Here is a 20,478-nt window from a genome sequence, read left to right on the forward strand (position 1 = left end):
CTTGCGTTTCCGACTCTATCAGATCTTTCCGATCCGATTTCCTCGGTGCTTTCCAGGTTCCCGCTTTCGCGTTTCCCTTTCCGGCGGTTCCGACTTTATCAGAAGTTCCGGGCCGGTCTGACCGGCCATTCTTTCCGATTAATCGGGAGAGTGCTTCGTCGAATTCAATGATTCGGGAGGAAGCAGATAGGTTCTCAACGTTGCCCTCTGGGGTGAACCCATCTCCAGGCAACTGTTTGAATCTACCTCCCCGCTCGCTCCGTGTCAACGGCTCTTGCGGGAACGAAGAGGACACTAGCAGCTCGGCGGGGGCCGATGCACATCAGGCGGCCGTCGGCACGGTGGCGCTGCGTTCGGAGGTCTCGATGTCTCCCGTGTCACCGGCACGCGCGGCGCGTCCGCCGAGGACGTACACGTAGGCGAGGAAGGCCAGCTCGGCGACGACCCCGATGGTGATGCGTGCCCAGGTGGGCAGGCCGGAAGGGGTGACGAAGCCTTCGATCGCGCCGGAGACGAAGAGGACCAGGGCGAGGCCGATCGCCATGCCGATGGCGGCTCGGCCTTCTTCGGCGAGGGCGGTGCGTCGGGGGCGTGGGCCAGGGTCGATGAGGGTCCAGCCCAGCCGCAGACCGGTGCCGGCGGCCACGAAGACGGCGGTCAGTTCGAGCAGGCCGTGAGGGAGGACAAGGCCGAGGAAGGTGTCGAGGCGGCCGGCCGACGACATCAGGCCGAAGCCGACGCCCAGGTTGAGCATGTTCTGGAACAGGATCCAGATGACGGGCAGGCCCAGGAAGACCCCGAGGATCAGGCAGAGCGCGGCCGCCCACGCGTTGTTCGTCCAGACCTGCGCGGCGAAGGAGGCCGCGGGGTTGCTGGAGTAGTACGTCTCGTACTGGCCGCCGGGGCGGGTCAGCTCGCGCAGTTCGCCGGGCGCCGCGATCGTGGACTGCACCTCCGGATGGGCGCCGATCCACCAGCCCAGGAGCGCCGCGACAGCGGTCGACAGAAGGGCTGTGGGGACCCACCAGTGGCGGGCACGGTAGACGGCGGCCGGGAACTGCTGAGTCAGGAAACGGGTGACGTCGCGCCAGGAGGCCCTGCGGGTGCCCGTCACCACGCTCCGCGCGCGGGCCACCAACTGGCTGAGCCTCCCGGTCAGCTGCGGGTCCGGCGCACTGGACTGGATGAGGGAGAGGTGGGTGGCCGTGCGTTGGTACAGGGCGACGAGTTCGTCCGTCTCGGCGCCGGTCAGTCGGCGTCGGCGTCGGAGCAGCGCGTCGAGGCGGTCCCACTCCGCGCGGTGGGCGGAGACGAAGACGTCGAGGTCCATCGGTGTGCCTGCTCCTCGGCTATCGTCAGCGGCTCGTCGTGGATCAGCTTGTCGTACTGCGGCGCGGTGTGTCCTCAGCTTGGCAGACTGGCGGGGACGGGGGCGGTGAGGGGAAGGGCGGCAGGCGTGAGTGACCTGGTGACGGGTGAGGCGGTGGCGCTGGAGCTGCGTCCCGCGAGGCTGCCCAGCAGGGCGCTGGCCGTCCTGCTCGATCTGGCCGTGGCCGTGGCCGTCTACGTGGCGGTGACCGTCGCCCTGGTGGCGTCCACCGCCTCCCTGGACGTGGCGGCGCAGACCGCGCTGTCGATCGCGGCTTTCGTCCTCGTCCTGGTGGGCGGTCCGATAGCGGTGGAGACGCTCAGCCATGGGCGCTCGCTCGGGAAGATGACCTGCGGTCTGCGGGTGGTACGGGACGACGGCGGGCCGGTCCGGTTCCGGCACTCTCTGGTGCGGGGCCTGATCGGGGTGATCGAGATCCTGATGACGTTCGGCGTCGTCGCCTGTATCGCCTCCCTGGTCTCGGCGCGGGGGCGGAGGCTCGGCGACGTGTTCGCGGGGACCCTGGTCGTGCGGGAGCGGGTACCCGTCGCGCCGGCGGGCTTCATGCCGCCGCCTCCCCCCTGGCTGGCCGGTCGGTTCGCCGAGCTGGACCTGTCGGCGGTGCCGGACGATCTGTGGCTCGCCGTCCGTCAGTGCCTGACACGGATGGGGCAGCTGGATCCCCGGGTCGGCTGGGCGATGGCGGAACGGCTCGCCTCCGACGTGGCGGCTCGTACGGGGGCGCCGGCGCCACAGGGGGTCCCGCCGGCCGCTTATCTGGCGGCGGTGGTGCAGGAACGGCAGGTCCGGGAGGCGCGGCGGGCTTTCGGGGCGGCGCAAGGGGGCGGAGTGCCCGCGGTGACGGCTCCTGCGGCTTCTCCGCCGTACGTTTCCCCGGCGCCGGCACCTCCGGCTCCGTGGGCGGCGCCCTCCGCGGTGCCCACGGCTGGACCTCCCGTGGTGCCGCCGGCTGGACCCGCGCGGGCAGGCGGGCCCGAGGTGACGCGGGAGGCGCCGTCGGACGGCCGTTCCGGCACCGGGTTCGTGCCTCCGGCCTAGGCGGAGCGGGGGGCGCCGGGGTGTCGACGCGGGACTCGTCGCCGGACGCTCACGGGAACACGGACGGCGGTGACTCCAGGTCCTCCAGCTCGACGCCGGGGGCCGCGAGGACGACGTCGCCGGCAAGGTGCACGGCGTGCTGTTCGCCGGTGTCCAGGGCTGTGACCTGGTACGCGTCCACGGTCAGAGGGCCGTTGTCAGTGGCGTGTGTTTCTCTGTCCAGCAAGGCCCAGGACTGGTCCACGGTGCGGGGGGCGAGGACCGGGTCCGTGAGGGCCAGGAGGCGGACACGGGTGGCCGACCCGGAGGGGGTGAGGCGCAGGAGGCGGGCGATGGCGACGAGGAAGGCCGGGGACGAGCCGGTGAAGGCGTGGGCGCGCACATTGCCTTCGGTGGCGTGGATTCCGGTGGGGTCGGTACGGACCCAGGTGACGCCGTCGATGGCCGCGCCCCGCACCTGCCAGCTCGCGGCGTGGAGTTCGAGCCGGATGGGGCGGCCGAGTTCGTCGAGAGCGAGGTCGACGGAGCCCTGGTGATTCCCGGCGGGCGTGGTCAGCCGGGAGACGTAGCGCCAGCCGGAGGGGCCGGGGGCGCACTGGAAGTGTTCTTCTCCGAGGGGGGTGTGGTCGTGCGGATCGTGGAGCGAATACCGGCCGCGGGGCATGGAGGTCCTGGGTGGTGACGGGCTGCTGGTCCGACCGCTGAGGCGCCGACGGGACAGGCCCCCGGCACGGGGGTGCGGGGGCCTGTCTCGAAGGAGCCGGCAGTCGGCGGGTGCGTGTCAGTGCACGACGCGTACCCGCCCACTGCGCCGCGGGCTCAGTAGCGGTAGTGGTCCGCCTTGTACGGGCCCTCGACCTTGACGCCGATGTAGTCGGCCTGCTCCTGGCGGAGCGTGGTCAGCTTGACGCCGAGGGCGTCCAGGTGGAGGCGGGCGACCTTCTCGTCCAGGTGCTTGGGCAGCACGTACACGTCGGTCGGGTACTCGTCGGGCTTGGTGAACAGCTCGATCTGGGCCAGGGTCTGGTCCGCGAAGGAGTTGGACATCACGAACGACGGGTGGCCGGTGGCGTTGCCCAGGTTCAGCAGACGGCCCTCGGACAGCACGATGAGGACCTTGCCGTCGGGGAAGGTCCAGGTGTGGACCTGCGGCTTGACCTCGTCCTTGACGATGCCGGGGATCTTGGCGAGGCCGGCCATGTCGATCTCGTTGTCGAAGTGGCCGATGTTGCCGATGATCGCCTGGTGCTTCATCTTGGCCATGTCCGCGGCCATGATGATGTCCTTGTTGCCCGTCGTCGTGACGAAGATGTCGGCCTTGTCGACGACCTCGTCCAGCGTCGTGACCTGGTAGCCGTCCATCGCCGCCTGCAGGGCGCAGATCGGGTCGATCTCGGTGATGATCACGCGGGCGCCCTGGCCGCGCAGCGACTCCGCGCAGCCCTTGCCCACGTCGCCGTAACCGCAGACGACCGCGGTCTTGCCGCCGATGAGGACGTCCGTGGCGCGGTTGATGCCGTCGATCAGGGAGTGGCGGCAGCCGTACTTGTTGTCGAACTTCGACTTCGTCACCGCGTCGTTGACGTTGATCGCCGGGAACAGCAGGGTGCCGTCGCGGTGCATCTCGTACAGGCGGTGGACGCCGGTCGTCGTCTCCTCGGTCACGCCGCGGATCTCCGACGCCAGCTGGGTCCACTTCTGGGAGCCGTCGGTGATGGTGCGGTTGAGGAGTTCGAGGATGACGCGGTGCTCGTCGTTCTCGGCGGTGTCGACGGACGGGACCTTGCCGTCCTTCTCGTACTCGACGCCCTTGTGGACGAGGAGGGTGGCGTCACCGCCGTCGTCCAGGATCATGTTGGGGCCGCCGGTGGGGGTGTTCGGCCAGGTCAGGGCCTGCTCCGTGCACCACCAGTACTCCTCCAGCGTCTCGCCCTTCCAGGCGAAGACCGGGACGCCCTGCGGGTCGTCCGGCGTTCCGTTCGGGCCGACGGCGATGGCGGCCGCGGCGTGGTCCTGGGTGGAGAAGATGTTGCAGGAGGCCCAGCGGACCTCGGCGCCCAGGGCGACCAGGGTCTCGATGAGCACGGCGGTCTGCACGGTCATGTGCAGGGAGCCGGTGACGCGAGCGCCGGCGAGCGGCTGGGCCTCGGCGTACTCCTTGCGGATCGCCATGAGGCCGGGCATCTCGTGCTCGGCGAGGGTGATCTCCTTGCGGCCGAACTCGGCCAGGGAGAGGTCGGCGACCTTGAAGTCCTGTCGGTTGTCGACAGTCGTCATTGCGAGCTGCTCCTCGGTGTTGGGGCGAGGTGGGTACGGCTGACCTGCGCGGCGGCGGACACAGGGGTGCCCAGGGGAGGACACAGGCATGCCCGCGTACGCGCAGCGCAGTCCGTCGGAGGCCCTCTCTCCCTCGGCCGGTCCGATGGCGGACCGCCCGACCGCCATCAGCAGCGACGTCTGGCTCCGTCCCAAGCTACACCGGTGGTGCCCGCCGTCCCCAGTCCGCCTCCGAACACTTCCGGACGTATCCGGGGGGTCGGGGGTGTGGTGAGGGGGGAAGCCGACGGGGCCCGCCGAGTGGTTCGGCGGGCCCCGGGTGGTGCGGGTGCGGGGGTGTCAGTGGGCCGCGGGGGGCGCGCTCGGGCCTCCGGGGGCGGCTTCGCGGTCGGCGCCCTTGGCGGCTTCGGTCTCGCTGTAGATGTCCGGCTCCAGGTAGATGACGCGGGCGATCGGGACGGCCTCGCGGATGCGGGCCTCGGCCGCGTCGATGGCGGAGGCGATCTCGGTGGCCGTGCCGTCGTGGCGGACGGAGATCTTGGCGGCGACGAGCAGCTCCTCGGGGCCGATGTGGAGGGTGCGCATGTGGATGATGCCGGTGACCGTGTCGCCGGCGACGATCGCGCCCTCGATCTGCTGGACGGCTTCGACGCCGGCGGCCTCGCCGAGCAGCAGGGACTTGGTCTCGGCGGCCAGGACCAGCGCGATCACGATGAGCAGTACGCCGATGCAGAGGGTGCCGATGCCGTCCCAGACACCGTCGCCGGTGAGCAGGGCCATGCCGACACCGCCGAGGGCGAGGATCAGGCCGACGAGGGCGCCGAGGTCCTCCAGGAGGACGACCGGCAGTTCCGGGGCCTTGGCGTGGCGGACGAATTCCTTCCAGGACTTCTTCCCGCGCAGGGTGTTGGACTCCTTGATGGCGGTCCGGAAGGAGAACGTCTCGGCGATGATCGCGAAGACCAGGACGCCCACCGGCCAGTACCAGTGCTCGATCTCGTGCGGGTGCTTGATCTTCTCGTAGCCCTCGTACAGGGCGAACATGCCGCCGACGGAGAAGAGCACGATGGAGACGAGGAACGCGTAGATGTAGCGCTCGCGGCCGTAGCCGAAGGGGTGTTGGGGGGTGGCGGCGCGCTGGGCGCGCTTGCCGCCGAGGAGCAGGAGTCCCTGGTTGCCGGAGTCGGCGAGGGAGTGCACGGACTCCGCGAGCATCGACGACGATCCACTGAAGAGGAACGCCACGAATTTCGCTACCGCGATCGAGAGGTTGGCGACCAGTGCCGCCACGATCGCCTTGGTTCCGCCTGACGCGCTCATGTGTCGCGTTGTCCCTTCGCCTTCGTCTGCGTCCGTACGCCGGTGGGGGCTCGGCCGGTCGCGGCTTTGCCCCTCCTTCGCGGTGCGCCATTGTTGCAGCCCGCGCGGGCCCCGAGGTGCCGGATGCCCCGTCGTTCCCCCGTCAGACGTGTGTCAGACGAGGACGGTGGCGCGGAAGAGGGTGCCTGTTCCGGACACTTCGGCCTTTTCTCCCGCGGCGACGAACACGGACTGCCCGGGGGTGAGTCCGTGTTCGCCCACGCGCACGGTGCCCGCGGTGCAGAGCAGGATCTGCGGGGTGTCCAGGGTGAGTCGGCGGGTGCCGGAGCCCTCGGGGAGGACCCAGCGGGAAAGACGGAACTCGTCGATCGGGGTCTCGTAGACCTCTTCGCCGTCGGGGGACGCCTCGGGGCGCAGGATGCCGGGGTCGGCGGCCTGGAAGCGGACGATGCGCAGGAGTTCGGGGACGTCGACGTGCTTGGGGGTGAGGCCGCAGCGCAGGACGTTGTCGGAGTTGGCCATGATCTCGACCCCGAGGCCGTCGAGGTAGGCGTGCGGGATTCCGGCGCCGAGGTAGAGGGCCTCGCCGGGCTGGAGCCGGACGTGGCTGAGGAGCAGGGCGGCGAGGACACCGGGGTCGCCCGGGTAGTGGTGGGCGATGTCGGCGTAGGGCGCGTAGGCCCCGCCGAGGCGGGCGCAGGCGGCCGCGGTCTCGGTGACCGTGCGGGTCATCTCCTCGGGGTCGGCCGTGAGGATCGCGGTGAGGACCTCGCGCAGGGCGGCGTCCTCGGGGTGCGCGCGCAGCAGGTCGACGTAGGGCTTGAGGGAGGCGATGCCGAGGCCGTCGAGCAGGTCGGCCGTCTCGGTGGGGGCGCGGAAGCCGCAGAGGCCGTCGAACTCGGTGAGGGCGCAGATCAGTTCGGGCTTGTGGTTGGCGTCCTTGTAGTTGCGGTGCGGGGCGTCCAGGGGGACGCCCCGGCGCTCCTCGTCCGCGTAGCCGGCCTTGGCCTGCGCGAGGTCGGGGTGGACCTGCAGGGAGAGCGGGGCGCCGGCGGCGAGGAGTTTGAGGAGGAAGGGCAGCCGGGGGCCGAACCTGGCCACGGAGGCGGCGCCCAGTTCCTTCTCGGGGTCGGCGTCGACGACTTCGGCGAGGGTGCCCCGGCCGGTGCGGGAGGGGGCGCCGGGGTGGGCTCCCATCCACATCTCCGCCTGCGGCTCGCCGGTCGGCTCGGTGCCGAGGAGGGCGGGGATCGCGGTGGTGGAACCCCAGGCGTAGGGGCGGACGGTGTTGTCGAGGCGGTCCATGGGCTCTCTCTGCCGGTGCGTGTCCAGTGCGGGTCCTGCGTACGCAGACGTACGCGATGGTGCGTACGAGATCAGGCGCCCGAGGCGAGCGCCAGGTAAACGGCGGCGAAATCCGTGACGGCGATCAGTTCGGCGAGGGTCTCCAGCTCGTCGCCCAGTCCCGGCTCCAGCTCACTGATCGGCGTGTCGTGACCGAGGGCCAGGTCACGGGCGCCCGGGGCGGCGGAGAGGCCGCCGATGGGGCGGTCGCGCAGGAGCACCACGCGCGCGTGCAGGGCGGGGGCCTCCTCGACGCGGTCGCGGAAGAAGTCGTCGGGGTTGGCGCCGGCGGCGAGCCGGCCGGCGAGCAGGGCGCGGTGCGCGTCGAGCGCCTCGGGGAGTTCCGCGACGACGGCCGGGGTGCCGGAGAGTTCGGCGAGCGCGGCGGCGAAGCGGCGGCCCGCCGGTCCGGCCGAGGTTCCCTCGGTCCACACGACGGGGAGAGATTCGGCCAGCTCGGCCGCCAGGGTCTTGGCGGGGTTGCTGTAGGTCACGACGGCGGGCCCGCAGCGCTCGGCGACGCGGTCGAGGCGGTCGGCGACCTTCTCGATGGCGTCGGGCGGCGCTTCGAGCAGGCCGGTGCGGTCCAGCAGCGCGAGGAGTGGGGTGAGCAGCGCCCACAGGACGCCGGGGGCGGCGCCGGCGAGGGGTTCGTCGTGGTCGTAGGGGGCGGTCGCCATCGGGATGAACAGGCCGTGCGAGCCGTTCACCGCATCGCTGAGGGGGGTCCGGGCGGGGGCGACGGCGACGACCGTGCAGCCCCGGCGGTAGGCCTGTTCGGCGAGCAGGGCGAGGCCCGGCTCGGTGCCGTCGGGCGTGGCGATCAGCAGGAGGTCGACGGAGCCGGCCCACCCGGGCAGTTCCCAGTGCAGGGCACCCGCGGCGGGGGCGACGCCGGTGGGGGCGAGGCGGGTGACCGGGCTGCCGGCGCCCGCGAGGGTGCCGAGGAGGTCGGCGGCGTGGGTGGCCGCGGCACCGGGACCGGCGATGAGGACGGCGCGGGGGCGGCCGTCGGGCCGGAGGTCGCCGACACCGGCCTCGACGGCGTGCCGGGCGGCGGTGCGTACGCGGGCGCCGGCCTCGGCGGCACCGCGGAGCAGGCCGCGGCGGTCGGCTTCGGTGAGGCGCTCCGGGGCGTCCAGGAGCGATTCGTCGAGCATGGCGGCAGTCTCCGATCGCCGGGGGCGTACGTTCGGTTGCGCGGGCGCCTGACCGGCGTCTGTTCGGGGCGGCGGGCCTCGTCTATGCGGGGCGGCGGGCCTCGTCGACGAGGAGGACGGGGATGCCGTCGCGGACCGGGTAGGCCAGGCCGCAGTCCTGGCCGGTGCAGATCAGCTCCGCGTCCCGCTCCTGGAGGGGGGCGTGGCAGGCCGGGCAGGCGAGGATCTCCAGGAGGCCGGCTTCGAGCGGCATGGGGGTTCCCTTCGGGGCGGTGGGGCTTGTGCGGATGTGCTGGTCAGGGTACCGCCGGTCACGGGGCCGGTGTCGGGGACGGGTGGGTGTCGCCGGGCCGGCATCGGTGACCTCGGGCGGGACCGTCACCGACGTGGGGGGGCCGTCGGGGATCGGCGTCACGGGGTGCCTCCCCCGCCGACGGCGGCGCTCCCGCGGGGCCCCGCCGCCCGCCGTGCCGTCCCCGGGGGTGCCTGTCGTGCCGTCCGGGCACTCCGGGCGGCTGCTCGCCGTCGGTGGCGTGCTCAGGACCGGATGATCGCCAGGGCTTCGTCGCGGACCCTCGCCATCGTCGCCTCGTCGCGGGCCTCGGCGTTGAGGCGCAGCAGGGGCTCCGTGTTGGACGGGCGGACGTTGAACCACCAGTCGGCCGCGGTGACGGTCAGGCCGTCCAGTTCGTCGAGGGTGACGCCGTCGCGGCCCTCGTAGGCGGCCCGGATCGCGTCGAGGCGGGCCGCCTGGTCGTCGACGGTGGAGTTGATCTCACCGGAGCCCGCGTAGCGGTCGTACTGGGCCACCAGGGCGGACAGGGGGCCCTGCTGGCCTCCGAGGGCGGCGAGGACGTGGAGGGCGGCCAGCATGCCGGTGTCGGCGTTCCAGAAGTCGCGGAAGTAGTAGTGCGCGGAGTGTTCGCCGCCGAAGATGGCGCCGGTCCTGGCCATCTCGGCCTTGATGAAGGAGTGGCCCACGCGGGTGCGTTCCGGTGTGCCGCCGTGTTCCGCCACGACCTCCGGGACGGACCAGGAGGTGATCAGGTTGTGGATGACGGTGCCCTTGCCGCCGTTGCGGGCCAGCTCCCGGGCGGCGACGAGGGCGGTGACCGCGGAGGGGGAGACCGGGTCGCCGTCCTGGTCGACGACGAAGCAGCGGTCGGCGTCGCCGTCGAAGGCAAGGCCGAGGTCGGCGCCTTCCTCGCGGACGCGCTTCTGCAGGTCGACGAGGTTGGCCGGGTCGAGCGGGTTGGCCTCGTGGTTGGGGAAGGTGCCGTCCAGCTCGAAGTACATCGGCACCAGGTCGAGGGGCAGGCCGGCGAAGACCGAGGGGACGGTGTGGCCGCCCATGCCGTTGCCCGCGTCGACGACGACCTTCAGCGGGCGGATGGCGGTCAGGTCGACCAGGGAACGCAGGTGTGCGGCGTAGTCGGCGAGCGTGTCGCGCCGGGTGACGGTGCCCGGCCGCGGTGCCGGCTCCGGGGCGCCGGAGGTGCTCCAGCCCTCGACCAGGGCGCGGATCTCGGCGAGGCCGGTGTCCTGGCCGACGGGGGCGGCGCCCGCGCGGCAGAGCTTGATGCCGTTGTAACGGGCCGGGTTGTGCGAGGCGGTGAACATGGCGCCCGGCAGGTCCAGTGCGCCGGAGGCGTAGTACAGCTGGTCGGTGGAGCACAGGCCGATCAGGGTGACGTCGGCGCCCCGGGCCGCGGCCCCGCGCGCGAAGGCACCGGACAGGCCCGGGGACGACGGCCGCATGTCGTGGCCGACCACGAGGGCGCGCGCGCCGGTCAGCTCGACGAAGGCCGCGCCGAACAGCTCGGCCAGCGTCTCGTCCCACTGGTCCGGGACGACACCGCGCACGTCGTACGCCTTCACGATCTGCGACAGATCAGCAGCCACGGCCAGCCTTTCCTCAAGTCCTGTCGGAGCCCACAAACTACCCGTAACCACGGAACGGGCGTCGGGCGGTTCCCGAAGGCCAGGGCGGGTCAGGGCAGCATCCAGCCCAGGACCGGTGTGGACTGCCCGACCACGATCAGGCACATGACCAGGAGCAGGCCGAGGCTCCAGGGCAGCACCTTGCGCAGCAGGTCGCCCTCGCGGCCGGCGAGTCCGACGGCCGCGCAGGCGATGGTGAGGTTCTGCGGGGAGATCATCTTGCCGAGGACGCCACCCGAGCTGTTGGCGGCGGCGAGCAGTTCGGGGGACAGACCCGACTCCCGCGCGGCGGTCACCTGGAGGGCGCCGAAGAGCGCGTTGGCGGAGGTGTCGGAGCCCGAGACGGCGACGCCGAACCAGCCGAGCACCGGCGAGAGGAAGGCCAGCCCGGCGCCGGCCGCCGCGACGAAGTGGCCGATGGTGGCGGCCTGCCCGGAGAGGTTCATGACGTAGGCGAGGGCCAGCACCGAGGTGACGGTGAGGATGGCGAACCGCAGCTCGTGCACGGTCGCGAGCACTCCTTGACCGCCACGCGCGCGTGCACGCCGAGGACGACGGCACTGGCCAGGCCGGCGAGCAGGACGAGGGTGCCGCCGGTGGAGACGATCGGCCAGGAGAAGACGTTGCCGCCGACCGGGTTCCCCGCGGGGTCGGCCACGTCCAGGAAGGGCCAGTCGTACGTCTGCGTCGCCCGCGCCAGCCAGTCCTTGACCGCCGGGATCTGCGCGACGGAGAAGACGGCGACGATCAGGGCGTAGGGCGCGTAGGCGCGCAGGACCTCCCGGCGCGGGTCGTCCTCGTCCAGTTCCTCGCTCCTCGCGCCGGTGAGCACGGCCGCGCGGACAGGCTCGGCGGCGGGCTTGCGGGCCTGCTCCACGGCGACCAGGGCACCGGCACCGAGGAGGGCGGCGGCGATGTCGGCGAGCTGGGCGGAGAAGTAGTTGGAGGCGACGAACTGGGCGACGGCGAAGGCGACTCCGCAGGCCACCGCGGGTACCCAGGTCTCACGCAGGCCGCGGCGCCCGTCGACCAGGGCGACCAGCAGCAGGGGGACGACCAGGGCCAGCAGGGGGGTCTGACGGCCCACCACGGAGGCGACGTCGTCCAGGGGCAGGCCGGTGACCTGGGCCAGCGTCACCACGGGGGTGCCCATCGCGCCGAAGGCGACCGGCGCGGTGTTCGCGACCAGCGCCACGACCGCCGCGCGCACGGGGTCGAAGCCGAGCGCCACGAGCATGACCGAGCAGATCGCGACGGGCGCGCCGAACCCGGCGAGGGCCTCCAGCAGGGCGCCGAAGCAGAAGGCGACGACCAGGGCCTGGATGCGGGGGTCGTCGGAGAGCCGTCCGAAGGAGCGGCGCAGGATGTCGAAGTGCCGGGTGCGGACGGTCATCCGGTAGACCCACAGCGCGTTCACGACAATCCACAGGATGGGGAAGATGCCGAACGCGGCTCCCTGGGCGGCGCTGGAGGCCGTCTGATCCAGCGGCATGCCGTATGCCAGCCAGGCGACGAGCACGGCCGCCAGGAGGCCGGTGAGACCCGCCAGGTGGGCCTTCATGCGGGCGCCGCCCAGCAGGACGAGGACGATCACCAGGGGCAGGGCCGCCACCAGGGCGGACAGGCCGAGGGAACCGGCGACGGGTTCCAGTTCCTGGACGTACACGGGCGCCTCCCCGGATTCCGCCATGCGAAAGCGGTTTCTCGCGACATCCGGAATGGTCGTGTCCGCGACAAGGTGACGTCAATGGGTGTGCGGCAACGGTGTGTTCGGGAGGGGCCGAGGTGTGGGAGGAGCCGAAGGTGCGGGAGGGGCTCAGTTGTCCGGCGAGCGCAGGACGCGCAGGTGGCCGCGGCGCGCGACCTCCATCGGATCGGCCGTCCGCGGAACGCGGCCGGCCTCGGCCGTCCGCTCTGGGGGGCGGGCCGCCTCACGCACCGCGTTGGCGAGCGCTTCCAGGTCGTCACCGCTGGGGCGGGCCGGGGCCGAGCCGTCGAGCAGGCGGACGACCTCCCAGCCGCGCGGGGCGGTGAGGCGCTCGGAGTGCTCGGCGCACAGGTCGTAGCAGTGGGGTTCGGCGTAGGTGGCGAGCGGGCCGAGGACCGCGGTCGAGTCGGCGTAGACGTACGTCAGCGTCGCGACGGCGGGACGGCCGCAGGCGGTGCGCGAACAGCGACGTACAGGGCTCACGATGTTGGACGGTACCGCACTCTTGAGCGGGCCGCGACGACTCCCCACCAGGTCACACCACCGTGTCGTGGTGTGAAACGCCCCACACGACTCTTCGGGCGCACCGCTGTGACCTGCACGGACGTTGGCTCGCCGGGGGATCGGCGGCTGCGGCGGCGGTCGCGAACCGCTACGAACAGCGACATATGCCTTGAGGTCACCGGTCGCGGAGAGATGCGGAATCGAGCCCAAGCTTGGCTGGAACGGTCATCGGGCGACACGTCCTGCCAGGCACCGCGGCGCGGGCCCGTGCGCGTGTGCGGTCCGGCGCGCGGACCCGGCGGGGACTACCCTTCAGCGGTGATGGACAACCCCGTGACGCCCCGTGAGACCGGCCGCCCAGGACCCCGCCGTCGTGACCGCCACGGCCGGGGCATGCGGGGCCCGATCGCACCTCCGCAGGTACCACTGGCCGCGAGCCGCGGCGAGGTCTTCGCGGACCTGGTGCAGGACTCCGTGGAGCGCCTGGAGCGGCGCTGGCCGCAGCTCGCCGACATCGATTTCCTGGTCCTGGAGGTGCCGCGGCTGGGCGGCGCCGCCGACCAGACGTGGAACGACGAGGCGGTGCCCCTCGGGACCGCGGAGCCCTCGCGGGACGGGCGCCGGGGGCGGGTGGTCGTGTACCGGCGGCCGGTCGAGATCCGGACGAAGGGGCGGGACGAGCGGGCGGCGCTCGTGCACGAGGTGGTCGTCGAGCAGGTCGCGGAGTTGCTCGGGCTGACGCCGGAGACGGTGGACCCGCGGTACGGGGAGGACTGAGCGGGCGGGCGCGGCTCCCCGGGAGCCGCGGGCCCGCCGCCCGCGCGGCCCGCTACCTCTGCAGCACCGCCAGGTCCTCGTTGGCGTTCGGTACGGCGACCGTCCCCCGGTCGTCGGGGAGGGCCTGCACGGTGAAGGACGCGACGTCGTCGTCCTGCCCGGTCAGTGTGCGAGACCCGTACACCGGGCCGCCCGAGACCGTCTCGACGGTCAGCGCGTAGGTGCCCTCCAGACCCGCCGGGACCGGAGCCTCGACGTCCTGGGTCGTGCCGCCCTTGATCGTGTACGTCCTGGTCGCCGTCGTGCCGCCCTCGGTGCCCGCCGACGCCGCGACCTTGACCTTCGCCGCCCGGCCGGGAGCGGTCAGGGACAACGTCGTGCTCTTGGCGCGGTTGTCCGCCGACGTCGCGCGCGCCCCGACCGGGTGGGCGGCGGGGATGAACGCGGACTCCTGCTCCGCGCCCTCGCCCCGCACGACCCGGACCGCGGCCACGACCGGCACCGACCGGCCCGTCGGCGTCAGCATCAGCGACCCGGCCTCGCCGCGCGTGACCTCTCCGAGGTCGATGCCCGTCGTCATCCCGGACTTCACGTGCACCGTCTCGTTCCCGGCGGGCGTGATCGGTCCGGTCGGTGAGGCCAGCCGCACCTTCAGGTCGGCGTCGGTGCCACCGGGCGTGAACAGCACCAGGCGTACGGCGGTGGCGTCGTCGGGGATGCCCGGCAGCACCAGCTCGCCGGCCGGGTCCGCGGCCGCGGTCAGCCAGTCGCCGCCGGTCCTGTCGGACAGCGCCTGCACCGCGGCACCGACCCGTCCGCTGCGCACCGTGACGTGCACGGTGACGTCGGGCTCCTTCACCTCGGTGAGCGTGGACAGCAGCAGCGCCTCACTGGCGTGCGGCGCCACGGTGACGCCGTCCGCCACCGTGGTCTTCAGGGCGCCGTCCTTGCCGTACAGCTCGATGTCGACGACGGCCGCGGAGTCGTCGGGGTTGGTCAGGTGCACGTAGTCGGTGCGGTCGGCGGCCGTGGCCGCTCCCGGAAACCAGAACTCCGTGTCCGGCGCGGCGCAGTTGACGCCCTGGAGCCCCCGGCCGGTGCCCGCGGCGACCTCCGTGGTCTGCTGCACGGTCCAGCCGGGGGCGTGGCTCCCCGTCGCGGTCCCGATCAGCGCGGGCGTCTCGGCCCCGGAGGCCTTCCCGGCGACCGGCACCCCGGGTGCCCCCGGCTGGACCACGGGCTTCTCGGACTTCTCCCCGCCCTCGGCCTCCCCGCCCTCCGCGTCTCCGGACACCGCGCCCGCGGCCGCCGTCGTGAGGGCGGCCTCGCCCTTCTCGTCGGCGCCCTTCGTGACGGGCGTGAAGGAGGTGTACGCCGTCTCGGCGAGGTCCGAGGTGCTGGGCGCCGGGCAGGACAGGGTGGTGCGCTCCACGGGGAGCCGGGCGGCGGGCTCGGCGGTGTCCGCGCCGGTGGCGTCCGGGGTGGACACCGCCGCGAACCCGGTGACGGCCGCGAGCGCCGCCGTGCCGGCGATCAGGGACAGGGTGGTGCGCTTCACTGCTGGCTCCCGTCGGGACGCTCACTGCCGGTGCCGTGCGGGTCGTGGGCCTGCGAGGGGTCGTAGGGGGTGTCGTATCCGCCCTGGCCGTACCCCTGGCCGTAGGCGGGGTCGTACGGCCCGGCCTGGGACGGGTCGGACGGATCGCCGTAGGCGTACGGGTCGTACGGCCCCGCGTCGTACTGGCCGCCCTGGCCGCCCTGGTAGGCGTCCGCCTGGTACGGGTCACCCTGGTACGGCTGCTGCTGTGCGTAGGCGGCCGGGTCGTAGGAGGGCGCGCTCCGGTACTGATCGCCGCCGTACGGGTCGTAGGAACCGTGGGCGGCGTCGGTGTACTCAGGCGTGTCCCACGCGCCGTACGCCGGCTGCTGCGGGACCGCCGCGGGTGCCCCGAGGGGCGGGGTGCCCTCCGGGGAGGCGTCCTGCCCGGCCACCGGCTCGGCGGCCGCGCCGGCCTCGGCCTCCGCCTCTGCCTGCGCCCGCAGTCGCCGGGCACGGCGGCCTTCGCCCTCGACGGCCTCGGCGGCGACGAGTTGCTCCTCGGGCAGGTCGTCGTCGACGTCGCGGCGCCTGCCGGGCAGGGCGAGGACGACCAGGACCACGGCGAGCAGGCCCTGGGCCCAGAGCCAGACGGTGTGGGTGAACGGGGCGTCGTAGGTGACGGCCAGCTTCCCGCCGGCGGCGGGGAGTTCGAAGCCCTGCGCCCAGCCGTCGACGGTGGTGCGGGTGAGCGGTGTGCCGTCCAGGGTCGCCGTCCAGCCCTCGGCGGCGGTGTCGGCGAGGCGCAGCACGCGTCCGTCGGCGCCGGACGGGATCTCGGTGCGGATCTCGACGGGACCGGCGGCCACGGGTTGCGGCGCCTCGGCGTCCGCCCCCTCGCCGGTGACGATCGTCGCGCGCGCGACCTCCTGGTCCACGCGCCACAGGCCGCTGCCGTCCTGCTGGCTGAGCCGGTTGAGGCCGGGCGTGGCGTCCAGGACGCGGGTGACCTCGCGGGGCGCGCCCTTGTGCACGAGGACGTAGCGCACGGCGAAGCCGCCGAGCTGGTCGGCCTGGTCGGCGCCGGAACCGGCGACGAGGTTGGCGACGACCTTGTCGAGTCCGTCGTTCCCGCCGTCCCCGGCGGCCAGTTCGCCGTCGCCGAGGCGTGCGCCGGAGCCGCGCACCAGCGTGTAGCTCACATGGGTGGCGGAGTCGCTGTCGAGGACGAGGGTGCGGGCCTGGTCGTGGGTGCGGCTCTCCTCGGCGACGAACGCGGGCACCTGGACGGGGTCGCGCCGCTCCACCGGTCCGTCGGCGCCGCCGATCATCCAGCCGGTGGCGGCGATCAGCGGTCCGACGGCCGAGGCGAGGGCGATCAGGGCGGCGACCGGCTGGCGCCAGCCGAAGCTCTGCTCGGCCACGCGCGAGCGTGCCCCGTCGGCGCCGAGGGCCGCCGCGGAGAGCAGGGCGATGCCGTAGACGAGGGTGGCGGGTCCGGCCCAGGCGGAGCGGTTGGAGAGGACCGCGAAGACCAGGGCGACCAGGGCGACGGCCCAGGCCGCGCGGATGCCCGACTGCCGCTCCGAGCGCAGCAGGGCGGCCAGCGCGGCAAGCACGATGCCGATGAGGACCAGCCCGCCGACCGTGCCGGGGCCGCCGGGGCTCGCCCCGAGCAGGTCGAGGGCGGAGGCGGCCGAGGCGCCGTACTCCAGGCCGGCCTCGTCGAGGAAGCCGAACGGGAGCAGCGACAGCGACCAGGGGGCGAGGAGCAGCAGCGGGGTCCCGAGCTGGGCGAGGAAGCGCGGCCCGTACGCCGTGATGTCGCTGCGGCGCAGCACCAGGACGCCGACGCCGAGGAGCAGCGCGACGGGCCACACGACGGGCGTGAAGGCGGTCGTGATCGTCAGCAGCAGCGCGTACGCCCAGGTGGCCCGCCAGCTGCCGCGGGCCCCCGTGGAGTGGGAGAGGCCGGCCGCCGCGACGCCCGCGCGCGCGATGAGCGGCAGCAGCACGGCGAGGACGGCGGTGCCGACGCGGCCGCCGGCGAGGGCGCCGGTGGCGGCGGGCAGGAAGGCGTAGGCGACGGCCGCCCACGCGCGCAGCAGCCGGGAGGTGACGAGCGGGCGGGAGGCGAAGTACGCGGTGACGCCGGCCAGGGGTACCGAGCAGACCAGCAGCAGGGTGACGGCGAGGCCGGTGGAGCCCAGCAGCAGGGAGGCGAGCGCGGCGACGAGCGCGAGGTAGGGCGGTGCGGAGGCGGTGCCGCCGGTGCCCACCGTGTGCCAGGCGTCGGTGTAGCGCGACCACAGCTCGCCGGCGTCGGCCGGGGCGGGCAGCAGGGCGCCGCCCGCCAGCGCGCCGCTGCCGAACAGGGCGCGGCAGGCGACCAGGGAGACGAGCAGCAGCACCAGGAAGAGCAGCGGGCCCGGCTTGCGGGCGATGCGCTTGAGTCGGGCGAACTGCTCGATCTCCAGGAAGTCGGCGTCGTCGCCGCCGGGTCCGGACTCGATGCCGCCGCCGTGGCGTCCGGCGCCGGTGGCCGTCTCGGCGTCGGAGCTGCCGACGAGATTGCCCGCGACCTGTTCGACGGTGACCCGGACGGTCGCGCCGGGCGGCGGGAAGAGGGCGCGCAGTTCGTCCTTCTCGACCTGCGGGCGGCCGCGTTCCCTGCGTCCGGCGACGATGCGCTCGGGGCGCAGCAGGACGCTCAGCAGGCCCCGGATCTCGTCGAGTGCCTGTCCGGGGACCTTGCCGACGAGATAGGCGAGGGTGCGCAGCAGGGTGCCGACGACGATGCGCAGCAGTACCCAGGGCAGCACGGCCGTGCGGACGTTGACCAGGAGGGTATGGACGGCGCCGGCCTTGTCCACCTTGTGCGGGGAGGCGGTGGTGCGGCCGGCGCAGTCGACCGCGCGGCGCTCGCGGGAGGCCGCCTCGGCGTGACGGACGACCGCCTCGGGGGCGACGAGGACGCGGAGACCGGCGGCGTGCGCGCGCCAGCACAGGTCGACGTCGTCGCGCATCAGGGGCAGCCGGCGGTCGAATCCGCCGAGTCGCTCGAAGACGTCGCGCCGGATCAGCATGCCGGCGGTGGAGACGGACAGGACGGTCCGGACGTGGTCGTGCTGGCCCTGGTCCTGCTCCCGGCGGTCCAGACCGGTCCAGCGGCGGCCGGAGTTGGCGATGGAGACGCCGACCTCCAGCAGTTGCCTGCGGTCGTACCAGCCGCGGAGCTTGGGGCCCACGACGGCGACGTCGTCGCGGCCGAGCTCGTACTCGGTGTCCACGACGCGCAGCAGCTGGGCGAGGGCGTCGGGTTCGGGTGCGCAGTCGTCGTGCAGCAACCACAGCCACTGCACCGGCTCTCCGTGGGGAAGCTCCGGCAGGTCGTAGGCGTCGTCGCGCCAGGTGCGGGTGACGGGGTCCCAGCCGCTGGGCCGCTTCAGGTACGCCAGGTCGTCCGGGGTGAGGACGGGGGCGGTGCGGGCGGCCTCCTCGACGGCCTGGCCGAAGCCGGTGCGCCGGGCGAGGTGGAGCACCCGGTCGTCACCGAGGGCCTCGGTGACCAGCCGGGCGGAGTCGTCGGCGCTGCCGGTGTCGGCGGCGACCGCGTACTGGACGGGGCGCTCCTGGCCGAGCAGCCCGGCGAGCGCGTCGGGCAGCCAGCGGGCTCCGTCGTGGGCGACGAGGACCGCGGTCACCACGTGACGCGGGAACTCAGGTGTGGCAGCGAGGTCTTGCTGGGCTGCCGTGTGGCTGTGCACGGACATCGAGGTACGGGCCCCGGTTCGGTGGACTGCGGTGGACGCCCGTGCCTGTCGGGAGTGGCGGGGCGTCTCGGACGAGCGCCCACACTATCGGCTGGGCAGGACCACGGCCCGCCGCCTGTGGACAACCCACCCGCGACGGGCCGTCACCGCCTTCTCCACCGCTGAGCGCGTGTGCCCGCACAGGTACGTGTCCGCGCACCGTCCGTCGGACGGCGGGTCAGACGGCGGCCTTCTTCAGCCGGCGGCGTTCCCGCTCGGACAGGCCGCCCCAGATGCCGAAGCGCTCGTCGTTGGCAAGGGCGTACTCGAGGCACTCGGAGCGGACCTCGCAGGCGAGGCAGACCTTCTTGGCCTCCCGGGTGGAGCCGCCCTTCTCGGGGAAGAAGGACTCGGGGTCGGTCTGGGCGCACAGTGCGCGCTCCTGCCAGCCGAGTTCCTCGTCCGCGTCGTCGACCAGCAGTTGCTGCACCAGCTCGGTCATGTGCGCCCCTCGTCTGTCTTTCGCGTCCCCGTGATCCAGCCGTTATCGATTCCGGCTGAACGACACGAGTGAAATTACAAGTGTGCTGCTACGGGCGAGTCAAGCCGAGATCTGCTATTGGGTCCCTTATTCACTCTGCGGAACCAAGGCCATGCGGAAAGTGTTCAAATCGCCTTAAACCTTGACATACCAATGAGGCCCACAGGGGCACCGACCCCGCGCAGAGCCTGCGCCAGGAAGGACGCTCCGGTGTTCGATCCCGTTCCGATACACACGCCGAAGCGAACCTGATCACAGTCGGATCACGGAGTCGCAACGGGGGTTGTGCGCCCGGCTTGTGCGCCATGTGTCCCGGAAGCCCCCCGAGCAAACCTTTCACCTTTCAGATGAACCGGATGAGGTGAAGCATGTCCCACATAACGGTCATCGAGTTGACAGTGCCGGTGTGAACCGCTGTCCTTGTGGGCATGCTCGCGAACTTGGCGCTCACCTCGACCCGCACCGCCGGGTCCCGCGGTGCTGCGCGCGCTCGCTGTAGCTGTTGTTGCCGTCCCGGTTGTTGAGCCCACCGCGCTCCGGCCGTCCTCGGGTCCACGCGACCCGGCTGTCTGTCCCCCTCGCCCCACCAGGGCCGTTCTTCGCCGTCTCCGCCTCCCCCGCACTCTTCTGCCGAGGAACCACCGACCCATGAACAGCGACAGCGACCTCCAGATCGCCGGCGACATCCTCGAAGTCCCCCACCTCCTCCAGGCACCGCGCGAGCACCCCTCGACGGTCGCCGAGTTCGTCGGCCTGGCCCGTTCCATCGCCGCCGACCGCTCCGCGTGGGAGCACCTGGTCCGGTACGACGCGACGACCCGCTGGTACCACCGGCTGCGCACCGGCCCCGGCTACGAGGTGTGGCTGCTGTCCTGGGTGCCGGGTCAGGGCAGCGGGCGCCACGACCACGGCCTGTCCTCCGGTGTGCTGACCGTCCTGGACGGCACGCTGACCGAGCGCACCCGGCGCGGCACGCGCGCGCTGGAGACGGGGGCGCAGCGGGTCTTCGCGCCGGGGTACGTGCACGAGGTGGGCAACGACGCGCTGGAGCCGGCTGTCAGTCTGCACGTCTACTACCCCGGGCTGACGGAGATGCCGATGCACGCCCCCCAGTGCTCGGCCGCCGTGCCGCGGGACGCGGACGCCGGTGCCGTGACGACTGCCTGACGCGGTGTCGTACCCGCCTGCA

At 72.9% G+C, this 20,478-nt stretch carries 15 protein-coding genes and 1 pseudogene; 3 read left to right on the forward strand and 13 right to left on the reverse strand.

The features are described 5' to 3' along the window. Nucleotides 1-322: 322 nt before the first annotated feature. Nucleotides 323-1,330 (reverse strand): stage II sporulation protein M, encoded by a 1,008-nt coding sequence (locus ACZ6EG_RS28010; RefSeq protein ID WP_469608603.1) that lies wholly within the window; start codon nt 1,328-1,330, stop codon nt 323-325. A 126-nt stretch (nt 1,331-1,456) separates the two neighbouring features. Here ACZ6EG_RS28010 and ACZ6EG_RS28015 point away from each other — a divergent pair, with 126 nt between their 5' ends. Beyond that, nucleotides 1,457-2,428, forward strand: coding sequence for an RDD family protein (locus tag ACZ6EG_RS28015; protein WP_469608605.1), 972 nt, complete (start codon nt 1,457-1,459; stop codon nt 2,426-2,428). A 49-nt stretch (nt 2,429-2,477) separates the two neighbouring features. Here the strand turns inward: ACZ6EG_RS28015 and ACZ6EG_RS28020 are convergent, their stop codons facing one another. The 9 genes and pseudogenes from ACZ6EG_RS28020 to ACZ6EG_RS28060 form a co-directional block, all read right to left on the reverse strand. Then, entirely contained in the window at nt 2,478-3,092 is a 615-nt protein-coding gene (locus ACZ6EG_RS28020) for a hypothetical protein (RefSeq protein ID WP_391971145.1), read from the reverse strand. 155 nt (nt 3,093-3,247) lie between these two features. Then, on the reverse strand, nt 3,248-4,705 hold the full coding sequence (ahcY, locus tag ACZ6EG_RS28025; RefSeq protein ID WP_356608730.1) for an adenosylhomocysteinase: 1,458 nt from the start codon (nt 4,703-4,705) through the stop codon (nt 3,248-3,250). A gap of 339 nt (nt 4,706-5,044) precedes the next feature. Continuing rightward, nucleotides 5,045-6,025: a cation diffusion facilitator family transporter gene (locus ACZ6EG_RS28030; RefSeq protein WP_391971144.1), complete on the reverse strand. Its 981-nt coding sequence runs from the start codon at nt 6,023-6,025 to the stop codon at nt 5,045-5,047. Between the two features lie 153 nt (nt 6,026-6,178). Next, nucleotides 6,179-7,330, reverse strand: a complete 1,152-nt coding sequence (manA, locus tag ACZ6EG_RS28035; RefSeq protein WP_469608610.1) for a mannose-6-phosphate isomerase, class I — start codon at nt 7,328-7,330, stop codon at nt 6,179-6,181. A gap of 71 nt (nt 7,331-7,401) precedes the next feature. Further along, nucleotides 7,402-8,529 (reverse strand): SIS domain-containing protein, encoded by a 1,128-nt coding sequence (locus ACZ6EG_RS28040; protein WP_469608613.1) that lies wholly within the window; start codon nt 8,527-8,529, stop codon nt 7,402-7,404. An 82-nt stretch (nt 8,530-8,611) separates the two neighbouring features. Next, the gene (locus ACZ6EG_RS28045; RefSeq protein ID WP_356608738.1) at nt 8,612-8,782 is read right to left on the reverse strand and encodes a Trm112 family protein; all 171 of its coding nucleotides are present in this window, start codon (nt 8,780-8,782) and stop codon (nt 8,612-8,614) included. A gap of 284 nt (nt 8,783-9,066) precedes the next feature. Continuing rightward, entirely contained in the window at nt 9,067-10,431 is a 1,365-nt protein-coding gene (locus ACZ6EG_RS28050; RefSeq protein WP_391971140.1) for a phosphomannomutase/phosphoglucomutase, read from the reverse strand. Nucleotides 10,432-10,520: 89 nt separating this feature from the next. Then, a pseudogene (locus tag ACZ6EG_RS28055) lies at nt 10,521-12,136 on the reverse strand (L-lactate permease). A 150-nt stretch (nt 12,137-12,286) separates the two neighbouring features. Next, entirely contained in the window at nt 12,287-12,709 is a 423-nt protein-coding gene (locus tag ACZ6EG_RS28060; protein WP_391971139.1) for a DUF3499 domain-containing protein, read from the reverse strand. A gap of 294 nt (nt 12,710-13,003) precedes the next feature. On the opposite strand from ACZ6EG_RS28060, the gene ACZ6EG_RS28065 reads away from it, so the two are divergent. Then, nucleotides 13,004-13,459, forward strand: a complete 456-nt coding sequence (locus ACZ6EG_RS28065) for a metallopeptidase family protein (protein WP_391971160.1) — start codon at nt 13,004-13,006, stop codon at nt 13,457-13,459. Between the two features lie 52 nt (nt 13,460-13,511). Here ACZ6EG_RS28065 and ACZ6EG_RS28070 read toward each other — a convergent pair whose 3' ends face one another. The 3 genes from ACZ6EG_RS28070 to ACZ6EG_RS28080 form a co-directional block, all read right to left on the reverse strand. Continuing rightward, nucleotides 13,512-15,017, reverse strand: coding sequence for a DUF5719 family protein (locus tag ACZ6EG_RS28070; RefSeq protein WP_469608616.1), 1,506 nt, complete (start codon nt 15,015-15,017; stop codon nt 13,512-13,514). After that, entirely contained in the window at nt 15,014-18,769 is a 3,756-nt protein-coding gene (locus tag ACZ6EG_RS28075; protein ID WP_469608619.1) for a glycosyltransferase family 2 protein, read from the reverse strand. Before ACZ6EG_RS28075 ends, ACZ6EG_RS28070 begins: the two co-directional genes overlap by 4 nt. 217 nt (nt 18,770-18,986) lie before the next feature. Continuing rightward, nucleotides 18,987-19,250, reverse strand: coding sequence for a WhiB family transcriptional regulator (locus ACZ6EG_RS28080; protein WP_003975777.1), 264 nt, complete (start codon nt 19,248-19,250; stop codon nt 18,987-18,989). A gap of 687 nt (nt 19,251-19,937) precedes the next feature. Between ACZ6EG_RS28080 and ACZ6EG_RS28085 the strand changes: the two genes are divergently transcribed. Further along, a complete protein-coding gene (locus tag ACZ6EG_RS28085) occupies nt 19,938-20,456 on the forward strand; it encodes a cysteine dioxygenase (protein ID WP_391971136.1) in 519 nt (172 codons plus the stop codon). Nucleotides 20,457-20,478 lie beyond the last annotated feature (22 nt).

The sequence above is a fragment of the Streptomyces sp. NPDC041968 genome, from assembly GCF_055589025.1.

Bases quoted from the DNA above. Each gene is read 5' to 3' on its own strand.
- ACZ6EG_RS28010 (WP_469608603.1), bottom strand. From the start codon at position 1,330: ATGGACCTCGACGTCTTCGTCTCCGCCCACCGCGCGGAGTGGGACCGC.
- ACZ6EG_RS28020 (WP_391971145.1), bottom strand. From the start codon at position 3,092: ATGCCCCGCGGCCGGTATTCGCTCCACGATCCGCACGACCACACCCCC.
- ahcY (WP_356608730.1), bottom strand. From the start codon at position 4,705: ATGACGACTGTCGACAACCGACAGGACTTCAAGGTCGCCGACCTCTCC.
- ACZ6EG_RS28030 (WP_391971144.1), bottom strand. From the start codon at position 6,025: ATGAGCGCGTCAGGCGGAACCAAGGCGATCGTGGCGGCACTGGTCGCC.
- manA (WP_469608610.1), bottom strand. From the start codon at position 7,330: ATGGACCGCCTCGACAACACCGTCCGCCCCTACGCCTGGGGTTCCACC.
- ACZ6EG_RS28040 (WP_469608613.1), bottom strand. From the start codon at position 8,529: ATGCTCGACGAATCGCTCCTGGACGCCCCGGAGCGCCTCACCGAAGCC.
- ACZ6EG_RS28045 (WP_356608738.1), bottom strand. From the start codon at position 8,782: ATGCCGCTCGAAGCCGGCCTCCTGGAGATCCTCGCCTGCCCGGCCTGC.
- ACZ6EG_RS28065 (WP_391971160.1), top strand. From the start codon at position 13,004: ATGGACAACCCCGTGACGCCCCGTGAGACCGGCCGCCCAGGACCCCGC.
- ACZ6EG_RS28075 (WP_469608619.1), bottom strand. From the start codon at position 18,769: ATGTCCGTGCACAGCCACACGGCAGCCCAGCAAGACCTCGCTGCCACA.
- ACZ6EG_RS28080 (WP_003975777.1), bottom strand. From the start codon at position 19,250: ATGACCGAGCTGGTGCAGCAACTGCTGGTCGACGACGCGGACGAGGAA.
- ACZ6EG_RS28085 (WP_391971136.1), top strand. From the start codon at position 19,938: ATGAACAGCGACAGCGACCTCCAGATCGCCGGCGACATCCTCGAAGTC.